Origin of the sequence: Serratia quinivorans, assembly GCF_946227985.1 — a bacterium.
Taxonomy (GTDB): domain Bacteria; phylum Pseudomonadota; class Gammaproteobacteria; order Enterobacterales; family Enterobacteriaceae; genus Serratia; species Serratia quinivorans_A.
Window position 1 is genome coordinate 76,270 of sequence record NZ_CAMKGL010000016.1, and the last position, 11,235, is coordinate 87,504.

Sequence of the window (11,235 nt, forward strand, 5' to 3'; positions counted from 1 at the left end):
AGTGAGACCCTATGAGCAAAAGCTATAAAATCGCCGCCATACCGGGAGACGGCATCGGCCAGGAAGTAATGCCGGAAGGCATTCGCGTTTTACAGGCTGCGGCGACACGCTGGGATCTGTCCCTGCAGTTTGAAACCTTCGAATGGGCCAGCTGTGATTATTATCTGCACCACGGCAAGATGATGCCGGACGACTGGTTCGAGCAACTGCAAGGCTTCGACGCCGTCTATTTTGGCGCCGTCGGCTGGCCGGACAAGGTGCCGGACCACATCTCATTGTGGGGATCACTGCTGAAGTTTCGCCGCGATTTCGATCAATACGTGAACCTGCGTCCGGTGCGGCTATTCCCCGGCGTCCCCTGTCCGCTGGCAAATAAAAAACCGGGGGATATCGATTTTTACGTGGTGCGCGAAAATACCGAGGGAGAGTATTCCTCACTCGGCGGCCGGATGTTTGAAGGCACCGAGCGTGAAATGGTGATCCAGGAATCGGTATTCACCCGCCACGGCGTTGATCGCATCTTGAAATACGCCTTTGAGCTGGCACAGCAGCGTCCCCGCAAGACGCTCACCGCCGCCACCAAGTCCAATGGTATGGCAATCAGCATGCCTTACTGGGATGAGCGTGTGGCGGCCATGGCGCAGCAATATCCGGAGATCTGCTGGGACAAACAGCACATTGATATTCTGTGTGCCCGCTTCGTGCTCCAGCCCGAACGCTTTGACGTGGTGGTGGCTTCCAACCTGTTCGGCGATATCCTGTCCGACCTTGGCCCCGCCTGCGCCGGTACCATCGGCATTGCGCCTTCGGCCAACCTCAACCCCGAACGCAGCTTCCCGTCGTTGTTCGAACCGGTGCACGGCTCCGCGCCGGATATCTTCGGCAAAAACATCGCCAACCCGGTTGCCATGATCTGGGCCGGTGCCATGATGCTGGACTTCCTCGGGGAGGACGAACCACGCTACCGTCAGGCCCATGACGGCATTCTGGCCGCCATCGAACAGGTTATTGCCAACGGGCCGCGGACGCCGGACATGCGCGGCCATGCCACCACTCAGCAGGTCGGCCAGGCGATCGCCGCCCTGCTGCTCTCTTAACGTTCCTGCCCTAAACCATCCGCAGGGTGTTACCTAACACCCTGCGTTGTCTGTCCCACTTTGTCTTGCGATTTGTACTGCAGCATCGCCGCTGAAAACCACACAAATTCTCACGGCAAGATCACAACAAATTATTCACATACTGTGTTTTATCCCTTCACAGATCCCCTAATTGTGGCATTCGGCTAATTTGTGCACACTCAAAAATGTTAAGGAAGGGTAACTATTTGCGGTACCAAAGGTATCGAACATCCGCCCTACGTGGTCTGACAAAAGAAATGGCACGATGCCAAAAAGGCCGATGCGCAAGGTTAATTGCCTGCCTCTGCCCACCACAAATACAGGAGTTCACACCATGGAGAGCGCCCCTAAAAAGGATGTCATGCTTATTGCCATCAGCCTGTGCAGCATCACGCTGATTGCTATTTTCCTGATGCTATTCCCGGCTCAGTCCGAACGGGTCGCCAATACCATTTTCAATGCGGTCACGCGGCTGTTCGGTTCCATCATTCAGGTTCTGATGCTGCTGGCTCTCCTGGTGGTGCTTTATTTGGCATTAAGCAAATACGGCAATATCCATTTGGGCGAAGGCAAACCGCAGTACCCCACTCTGGCCTGGCTGTTTATGTTCATCTGTGCCGGGTTAGGTTCCTCCACCCTTTACTGGGGCGTGATGGAATGGGCCTATTACTACCAAACGCCGGGGCTGAATATTGAGCCACGCAGCCCAAAAGCGTTGGAATATAGCATCAGCTATTCGTTTTTCCACTGGGGACTGAGCGCTTGGGCAACCTACGCGCTGGCCTCATTGATCATGGCCTATCACTTCCACGTGCGTAAAAACAAGGGATTGAGCCTGTCTGGCATTATTGCGGCCATTACCGGCGTACGCGCCAATGGGCCGATTGGACGAGCCGTAGACCTTATTTTTCTGGTCGCAACGGTGGGCGCACTGACTATCTCGCTGGTATTGACCGCTTCCACCTTTACCCGTGGGCTGACAGCGTTAACCGGCATTCCCGACACCTTTACAGTGCAGGCTACGGTGATCCTGCTGGCCGCGGTGATTTTTTGCCTCAGCTCCTACGTCGGCATCGACGGTGGCATGCAGCGGCTGAGTAAAATGGTCGGCTGGGGCGCTTTTCTCTTCGCTGCGCTGGTACTACTGGTCGGCCCAACCGAATTCACCATCAACAATACCGTTAACGCCATCGGCCTGACGGCGCAGAACTTCCTGCAAATGAGTCTGTTTACCGACCCTATGGGTGACGGTAGCTTTAATCGCAGTTGGACAGTGTTCTACTGGCTGTGGTGGATTTCTTATACACCGGGCGTCGCCATGTTTGTGACCCGAGTTTCTCGCGGGCGCAAGATCAAAGAGGTCATTTGGGCCTTGTTGTTCGGCAGCACCCTCGGCTGCTGGTTTTTCTTCGGTGCGCTGGAAAGTTTCGCCATGCACCAATTCATCAGCGGCCAGTTAGACGTGCCGGAGATCCTCAACACTCAGGGAGGCGAAACGGCAGTGCAAATGCTGCTGATGTCACTGCCGCTCGGTAAACTGTTCCTGGCTGGTTATCTGTTTATCATGATTATTTTTCTGGCGTCACACATGGACGCCGTTGCCTACACCATGGCCGCCACCAGTACCCGCAATCTGCAAGAAGGCCAAGATCCCAGCCCAATGCTACGCCTGTTTTGGTGCGTAGTGATCACCCTGATTCCACTGGCGATCCTGTTTACCGGTGCCTCACTGAACACCATGAAAACCACCGTCATCCTGACCGCTCTGCCGTTCCTGGTAGTACTGCTGATAAAAACCTACGGTTTCTTCCGCTGGTTAAAACAGGACTACGCCGCCACACCGGCAAACCTGATTGACAGCAGCCCCCCCGTGCAGAGCGAGCCGCCGGCCGTCAGCCCGGTAAGCAACTCGACTAGCGTCTGAATCCCCCTACGGAATAAAACCAATAAGAGGAAGGTTAACCATGAGCAATCTGACCCCTGCATTCATCTTACCCAAAGACTTCTGCGCCGATGCCAGCGAGGCATACACCATTCCGGCCCAGTTCTATACTCACTCGACGGCGTTCGAACATGAGAAAGAGCAGATATTCGCCAATAGCTGGATCTGCATCTCACACGGCAGTGAAGTAGCTCAGCCAAATGATTACATCACCCGAGAAATCATCGGCGAGAGCATTCTGGTGGTACGTGGCCGCGATAAGGAACTGCGCGCCTTTTATAACGTCTGCCCGCACCGCGGCCACCAATTGTTGACGGGTGAAGGCAAAGCCAAAAACGTCATTACCTGCCCCTATCACGCCTGGGCGTTCAAACTCGATGGTGAGCTGGCACACGCACGCAACTGTGAAAACGTACATAATTTCAATAAAGACAACGCACATTTGATGCCACTGCGCGTAGAAGAATACGGTGGGTTTATTTTTATCAATATGAACTCACAAGCCGGCAGCGTAGAAGATCAACTGCCTGGACTGGCAACCAAGGTGCGCGAAGCCTGCCCGACAGTGGACGACCTGAAACTGGCGGCGCGCTTTACTACGCATACCCCGGCCAACTGGAAAAATATTGTTGATAACTATCTCGAATGTTACCACTGCGCACCGGCGCACCCCGGCTTTGCCGACTCTGTGCAGGTCGATCGCTACTGGCACACCCTACACGGCAACTGGACGATGCAATTTGGCTATGCCCGCCCTTCCGAGCAGTCATTCAAATTCGAAGAAGGCAAAGACGCCAGTTTCCACGGCATCTGGTTATGGCCATGCACCATGTTCAATATCCCGCCGTTGGAAGGCATGATGACGGTGATTTATGAGTTCCCGGTCGATGCGGAAACTACCCTGCAGAACTATGACATTTACTTCACTAATCAGGATCTGACCGCCGAACAGCAGCGGCTGATCGAATGGTATCGCGACGTGTTCCGTCCGGAAGATCTGCGGCTGGTCGAAAGCGTGCAGAAAGGACTGAAATCGCGCGGTTATCGCGGCCAGGGACGCATTATGGCCGACGGTGCAGGCAGCGGCGTCAGTGAACACGCCATCGCGCATTTCCATAATCTGGTGGCTCAGGTATTCCAATCTTGAATGCGTCAGGGTCTACCCGCGCTCTGGAGTTTAGATTATGTCCCGCTATCAGATGTTCGAGGTCAGCGTTATCGATATCGAACCCATTACCGCACAGGTAAAGCGCTTCACTCTGGCGGACCGACGGGGGCGCCCCTTGGCTGCGTTCAACGGCGGCAGCCATATCATCGTACAGATGCAACAGGGGGAACGGCGTTACAGCAACGCTTACTCCCTGCTCAGTTCCCCTTTCGACTTACAGCAGTATCAGATTGCTGTGCGGCGCGAACCGCACTCTAAGGGGGGATCGGATTTCATGCACGACAACCTGCGGATTGGCGATACGCTGACCATCAGCACGCCGAATAATCTGTTTGCGCTGGCGCCGGATGCGGAATACCACCTATTGATTGCGGGCGACATCGGTATCACACCGTTCATGGCGCAACTGCATGAACTGCATCAGCGTGGCCAAGGCTACCGACTGCACTACTGCTTTCACAGTGAGGAACATAATGCCTTTCAATCTCAGTTGGAAACGTCACCGTTTGCCGAGCATATCCACTGCCACATCTCTAGCCAGGGTAGCCGTTTGGATCTGAAGCATCTGCTGGCCGATGTAGAACCCAGCGCTCATATCTACGTATGCGGCCCTCCTTTGCTGAACGAAGCGGTATGGCAGACGGCCTCGGCGTTGGGAATTGCTCCAGCACGTCTGCATCGCGAAGCCTTTAGTGCCGCTGACAGTCAGGGCGGTGCCTTCACCCTGGTGCTGGCCCGTTCGGGTATTGAACTGGAGGTGGCAGAAGGCGTCACTATTTTACAAGCGCTGGAAAACAGCAAAGCGGCAAAGGTGGAATGCCTGTGTCGGGAAGGGATTTGCGGCACCTGCGAAACACGGATTATTGAAGGTGAGGCCGACCACCGCGATCAGTACCTGAGCGAGGAGGAACGACAAGCACAGCAAAGCCTGCTGATTTGCTGCTCACGGGCCAAGGGCAAACGGCTGGTACTGGATTTGTGATTCAGTGAGCCGCGTCCCTGGACAGGACGCGGCTAGTTGGCGGGCTAAACTTTAGGGAAAATCCACAGGTGCTCGGGCGGCAGGGAAAGCCGACACAGTGTCTGACCACGCACTTCGGTGCCATAAGCGCGCACCACGAAATCCTCGGCGACGGTGCGGAACAGGTACTCCCAACGATCGCCGAGGTACATGCTGGTCAGCAACGGTAGCTCAAGTTGATTGCCCTGCGCATCATCTCCCAGGCGCACGCGCTCCACGCGGATCACCGCCGTGGCCTCTTCGCCGGCTTTTACCCCTGCCCCCGCCATGCCCCACAGCGCCCAGTCTTTGCCTTCAATGCGCGCTTTGCCCTCACTCACCTCGGTAACCTTGCCGTGCAGGCGGTTATTGCTGCCCATAAACTCGGCGGTAAACAGGGTCGACGGCGATCCGTACATTTCCTGCGGCGTGCCCTGCTGCTCGATCTTTCCGTTGTTGAGCAACAGGATGCGATCGGAGATGGCCATTGCCTCGTTCTGATCGTGAGTCACCATCAGCGCCGAAAGCCCCAGTTTGATGATCAGCTCACGCAGGAACACCCGCGCCTCTTCGCGCAGCTTGGCGTCGAGGTTAGATAACGGTTCATCGAGCAGAATAACCGGCGGGTTGTACACCAGCGCCCGTCCAATCGCCACGCGCTGTTGCTGGCCGCCGGACAACTGATGAGGATGACGCTGGCCCAAATGCCCCAGCCCAAGCTGGTCGAGCACGCCCTGCACCCGCTGGTTGATTTCCGCCGAGGCGACTTTGCGTAATTTCAGCGGGTAGGCGACGTTTTCAAACACCGTTTTATGCGGCCACAGGGCATAGGACTGAAACACCAACCCCAGGTTGCGCTCCTCCGCCGGAATTTCGCTGCGCGCGCTGCCGTTGTACACGGTATTGTTGCCAATGATAATGCGGCCCTGAGTCGGTTTCTCCAGCCCGGCAACCGCACGTAGCAGCGTGGTTTTACCACTGCCCGACGGCCCCAACAGCGAAACTACCTCGCCACGCTTTAAATCCATCGAGACCCCCTTCAACACCGGGTTGTCGCCGTAGGTTAAATGCAGATTTTCTACCGAAAGTTCAATCATGTAATTTCACTCCAAAGCGCAGGGCAATACCCAGACCCAACACCACCAGCAGGATGTTTATGAACGAAAGAGCCGCAACGATATCGATGGCGCCCGCCGCCCACAGGGAAACCAGCATCGAACCTATGGTTTCGGTACCCGGAGACAACAGATACACCCCGGTGGAATATTCGCGTTCGAAAATCAGGAACATCAGCAGCCAGGAACCAATCAGGCCGTAACGCGACAGCGGGATGGTGACGTGACGGGTGATTTGCCCCCGGGTCGCGCCGGCACTGCGCGCCGCTTCTTCCAGTTCCGGGCCGACCTGCAGCAGCGTCGAAGAGATCAGCCGCAGGCCATAGGCCATCCACACCACGGTGTACGCCAGCCAGACGCTAAAGATGGTGCTGCGCAAGGACCGCAGCCAGACGATCAGATTCTCCCGCAGCCACTCGGCCACCGGCAGCGCCGACAGCCAGCCTTCTTTCAATGACTTGTCCAGCCACATCGGCAGGAACAGGAACACCCACAGGAACGCCAGCCCCGCCAGCAGGCCCGGTACCGCACGCGGCACCAGCACGCTGTAATCGAGGAAACGGGTAGCCCCGTCGGGTTTGCGGTGCATGGCAATGCCGATAAACAGATAGCAAACCACCGCCAGCGCGCCGCCGAATACCCCAATCGCCATCGAGTTGACGATCGCTCGCAGCAGGTTGGGTTGCTGCCAGATGGTGCGGAAGGTGTTGAGCGACAGCTCGTCCCAGATTGAAACGCCCACGCCCCAGTTGGAGATAAAGGCGCGCAGCACCACCCCCACCAGCGGTACGCCGATGGTCACCGTCAGCCAGAACACCACCACCGCACCGGCGACCCAACGCCATTTGCCCAGCGGCAGCGCCCGCGCCTGCGACGCCTTGCCCTTGACGGTAACGAAGCGGTTAGCGGTGCGCATCAAACGGCGCTGCAACATCACCAGCGGAATGGTGATGCAGATCAGCACCACCGCCACCGCCGCCATCAGATGGTAAGACGGCGTGCCCAGCTTATTGGTCAGTTGATACAGGTAAGTCGCCAGCACCAGGTTGCCTTCCGGATCGCCCAATACCAGCATCAGGCCGAACACTTCCAACCCGAGGAAAAACAGCAACACCCCAGCGTACAAAATGGACGGTCGCACCATCGGCAAACTGACCGCCGTCATCACCTGCAAAGGCGAGGCACCCGCCGTGCGCGCGGCCTCCTCCACGTCGGAACCCACGCTGCGCAAGGCCGAAGAAATATAAAGATAGGCGTGCGGCACGTGCGTCAGTCCGGCGATCGCCACGATGCTGGCCATCGAATAGATATTCCAGGGTACGAACCCCAGCAGCGATTCCGCCCACAGCGAGAAGAAGCCCACCGGCCCGGCGGCCACCACATAGCCAAACCCCAGGACCATCGGCGAGACAAAGATCGGCACCAGGATCAGCGGCTCAATAAAACGGCGGCCGGGCAAATCGGTTCTGACCATTAAAAAAGCCAGAATACCGCCCAGCGGAATGGCGATCACCACCAGGCCGAAAGCCAGGATAAACCCACTTTTCAGCGCCTTGTAAAAATCCGGATCGGTGAAAATAAACTGGAATGCCTCCAGGCTGAACACCTTGGAGGGGGAGAAAAAGGGAGCGGAGAGGAAACTTTGAATCACGATAAACGACAGCGGCACGTAAATAACCAGTGCGGTTATCAATACCACCAAGCCGCGCGGCAGGCTTTGCCACTTTCTGCGCCATGCTTCCATAAATATATCCCGATGGTTGTAAACGACGACGACCAAAGGGCGCGCGCCACAATGGCAGACGCGCGTCCGTATCCTGCTATACCCAAAATCATTGGCGCTGCATCAAGGCGGCAAGAGCGCTTATCCCGATGAGCTTACTTCAGTAAGTGATTCGGGTAAGTGAGTGCAGCCAACACAGAGGCAGCGCCAAGCATGACGGGTATATTATTTTGCTGCGGCGGTACGCCATTGCTTGATGTAATCCAGGCGTTTGGCCGGCTGCAGATACTCCAGCAGGCTTTCATCTACCGGGATCGGTTTCAGCGCCTTACCGAGCATTTTGGTCATGCCGTCAATGTCGTTTTTACCTTCGATATCATTACGAATCGAAGGAATGTCGGCCTGGTTGGCAAGAATGCTCTGGCCCTTTTCCGACAGCACATAGTTAAGCCACAGTTTTGCCGCGTTGGCGTTAGCCGCTTCTTTGCTGATGAAGGACACACGCGACAGCACCAGGGTGTAATCCTTCGGATAAGAGATGCCCAGCGAAGGGTCGGTTTTGGCACGGGCTTCGGCGTAGGAACCCAGGATGTTGAAACCAATCAGGTTCTCCCCGGATGACACCCTTTCCATCATGGTACCGGTAGAAGATTGCACCGCCAGCCCCCCTTTGGCGACGTCAGCCAGGGTGGCAAAATAGTTCGGATCGGCCTTGAAATCCTGTACCGACAGCATGAAACCCAACCCTGACTTTTCAATGTCATAGGTGGTGACTTTCTTTTTGAATTTATCGGTCTGGCTGGCAATCAGCTTGGCCAGCGCGGCATGAGAGTCCGGCACATCGCCCTGCGGGATCAACCGTTTGTTATAGATGAAGACCACCGGTTCGTAGGTGGTGCCGTAGGCTTTTTCTTTCCATACCGCCCACTTGGGTAATTGGCCCTGCTCTGGTGAAGCGTATTCCTGCGCATAATCGGTCGCCAGCTTCAGCGCGGTGTCCATCGACGAGCTCCACACCACGTCACCGCTGGTGCCACCCGCCGCCTGTTCGCTGATATAGCGGTTGTACAGTTCGGTGCTGTTCATGTCGTTATATTCGACTTTAATACCAGGATACTGCGCTTCAAATCCCTGGATCAGCGGGCCGGCAGCCTTGGTATCTGTGGTGGAATACACCACCACCTTGCCCTCTTTCTTCGCGCCATCCACAATTTTTTGATAGTCGGCTGGATAGCCTGCCGGAAACTCAGCGTAAGCAGGCACCGCGCCCAGAACAGCCATCGCCACCACCGACGCGCCGATTTTTGTCAACATGATCAACTCCTGGCTACATTTAAGAAACCAAAAATTAACATATAGTTAATAAGTGTTCTTAAGCAACGCCGTTGATTTTTTATCTTCGTGTTTTGTGAGGTTGGCCGATTTTTGGTCAATAAAAAAGCCCGCTTCAGCGGGCTGTTTGCGAATAACGGCGTTAAAAATCGATGCTATTACACTAAATTGGATCGCCGTAACAGACGGATCCTTTGCACAATGGCCACCCCAAGCAGCGTCAACATAAACCCCGTCAATTGCACCAGTGAGAGTGCTTCGCCAAACAGAAAATACGCCTGCAGCGCGGCGGCCGGGGGCACCAGCAGCATCAGCGCGGTGAACAGCGGCTGGAGGCCGCCGATCAACGACATGACGCCAGCCGCCAGACCGTTGGCCACTGCCCACCAGCTGGCAGCAAGATACACGCCGTTCATCAGCATTCCGGTAAGCAGGTGCATGATCAGTTGTCGTCCCTTAGGCCAGACGCAGTGGGCGGCCAACAGGGCGAACACCGCGGCGGCGATCAGGAAACGAAAGGTCAGAAAGAGATTGGGGTCTGCATGGTCGGCCACCGCGCGGGCGGCTATAAACCCGGTCGACCAGATCAGTATCAGGAAAAACGGCGCAATAATGGATTTGCGTCGATAGAAGCTTTCCTTGCCGGTAATTACCATAAAGATACCTGAATAATGCTGTTGATGGTTCACGACGAAGCATACTAACTAATTTAACATTTCCCTAACATCGTTTATTACAGGAAGTTTTGGCGACGAAATTGGCGGAAAAATAGCTCGGCGCAATTATGTGAAAACCATAAACCTGATGAGCTTATGGGCCGAAAGCCGGTTGAGGATGGCCATGTCTCGTTTAAATATGATTCTTTCAACCCACACGCAGAAATATTACTTGCCCTCGACATGCTTGCCAGCGCTGGCTAACGCTTTGCCTGATATAAAAAAACCCGGCATCGCCGGGTTTTCGTCATCATGTTCAGGGCGCAGCCTGCGGTACCCCTACTTACGGCTTATTTCAGCAGTGCCTGCGCCTTGGCCACCACGTTCTCCACGGTGAAACCAAACTCTTTGAACAGCTGCTCTGCCGGGGCAGACTCACCAAAGCTGGTCATGCCCACGATGGCGCCGTTCAGGCCAACATACTTGTACCAGTAATCCGCGATACCCGCTTCTACCGCCACACGCGCGCTCACCGCTGCCGGCAGCACGGATTCACGGTACGCCGCATCCTGCTTGTCGAACGCGTCGGTGGACGGCATGGAGACCACGCGCACCTTACGGCCCGCCGCGGTCAGCTGGTCTGCCGCTTCCACGGTGATACCCACTTCCGAACCGGTGGCAATCAGAATCACGTCCGGCGTACCGGCGCAGTCTTTCAGCACATAACCGCCACGGTAGACGTTGGCCAGTTGCTCTGCGCTACGCGGCTGCTGGGTCAGGTTCTGACGTGAGAAAATCAGCGTGGTCGGGCCGTCGTTGCGCTCGATGCCGTACTGCCAGGCCACCGCCGACTCCACCTGGTCACATGGACGCCAGGTGCTCATGTTCGGGGTCACGCGCAGGCTGGCCATCTGCTCAACCGGCTGGTGCGTCGGGCCGTCTTCGCCCAGACCGATGGAGTCGTGGGTATAGACGAACAGGTTGCGGATTTTCATCAGCGCCGCCATACGCACCGCATTACGGGCGTATTCCACGAACATCAGGAAGGTCGCCGAGTACGGCAGGAAGCCGCCGTGCAGCGCGATGCCGTTGGTGATGGCGGTCATGCCGAACTCGCGCACGCCGTAGTGGATGTAGTTACCCGCCAGGTCAACGTTCAGCGGTTTCGAGCCGGACCACAT

9 protein-coding genes are annotated in these 11,235 nt (G+C 56.2%); 4 read left to right on the plus strand and 5 right to left on the minus strand.

Going from position 1 to position 11,235, the window contains the following annotated elements; translation table 11 throughout:
- Nucleotides 1–11: 11 nt before the first annotated feature.
- The 4 genes from OCH02_RS24540 to OCH02_RS24555 all read left to right on the plus strand — a co-directional run bounded on the left by OCH02_RS24540 (nucleotide 12) and on the right by OCH02_RS24555 (nucleotide 5,210).
- Nucleotides 12–1,097 (plus strand): tartrate dehydrogenase, encoded by a 1,086-nt coding sequence (locus tag OCH02_RS24540; RefSeq protein WP_261433407.1) that lies wholly within the window; start codon nucleotides 12–14, stop codon nucleotides 1,095–1,097.
- Between the two features lie 355 nt (nucleotides 1,098–1,452).
- Entirely contained in the window at nucleotides 1,453–3,042 is a 1,590-nt protein-coding gene (locus OCH02_RS24545) for a BCCT family transporter (RefSeq protein WP_261433409.1), read from the plus strand.
- A 40-nt stretch (nucleotides 3,043–3,082) separates the two neighbouring features.
- A complete protein-coding gene (locus tag OCH02_RS24550; protein WP_261433410.1) occupies nucleotides 3,083–4,207 on the plus strand; it encodes an aromatic ring-hydroxylating oxygenase subunit alpha in 1,125 nt (374 codons plus the stop codon).
- Between the two features lie 37 nt (nucleotides 4,208–4,244).
- A complete protein-coding gene (locus OCH02_RS24555; RefSeq protein ID WP_261433412.1) occupies nucleotides 4,245–5,210 on the plus strand; it encodes a PDR/VanB family oxidoreductase in 966 nt (321 codons plus the stop codon).
- A gap of 44 nt (nucleotides 5,211–5,254) precedes the next feature.
- On the opposite strand, the gene OCH02_RS24560 is transcribed toward OCH02_RS24555, so the two are convergent.
- From OCH02_RS24560 to OCH02_RS24580, 5 genes are all read right to left on the minus strand, one after another.
- Nucleotides 5,255–6,325: an ABC transporter ATP-binding protein gene (locus OCH02_RS24560; RefSeq protein WP_261433413.1), complete on the minus strand. Its 1,071-nt coding sequence runs from the start codon at nucleotides 6,323–6,325 to the stop codon at nucleotides 5,255–5,257.
- Complete coding sequence (locus OCH02_RS24565; protein ID WP_261433415.1) at nucleotides 6,318–8,087, minus strand: ABC transporter permease; 1,770 nt, start codon at nucleotides 8,085–8,087, stop codon at nucleotides 6,318–6,320. Before OCH02_RS24565 ends, OCH02_RS24560 begins: the two co-directional genes overlap by 8 nt.
- Nucleotides 8,088–8,291: 204 nt before the next feature.
- Complete coding sequence (locus OCH02_RS24570) at nucleotides 8,292–9,380, minus strand: ABC transporter substrate-binding protein (RefSeq protein WP_261433417.1); 1,089 nt, start codon at nucleotides 9,378–9,380, stop codon at nucleotides 8,292–8,294.
- A 176-nt stretch (nucleotides 9,381–9,556) separates the two neighbouring features.
- Entirely contained in the window at nucleotides 9,557–10,054 is a 498-nt protein-coding gene (locus tag OCH02_RS24575) for an EamA family transporter (RefSeq protein WP_261433419.1), read from the minus strand.
- A 350-nt stretch (nucleotides 10,055–10,404) separates the two neighbouring features.
- Nucleotides 10,405–11,235 (minus strand): transketolase-like TK C-terminal-containing protein (locus OCH02_RS24580; RefSeq protein ID WP_315899246.1); only part of this gene is annotated, 831 nt, incomplete at its 5' end.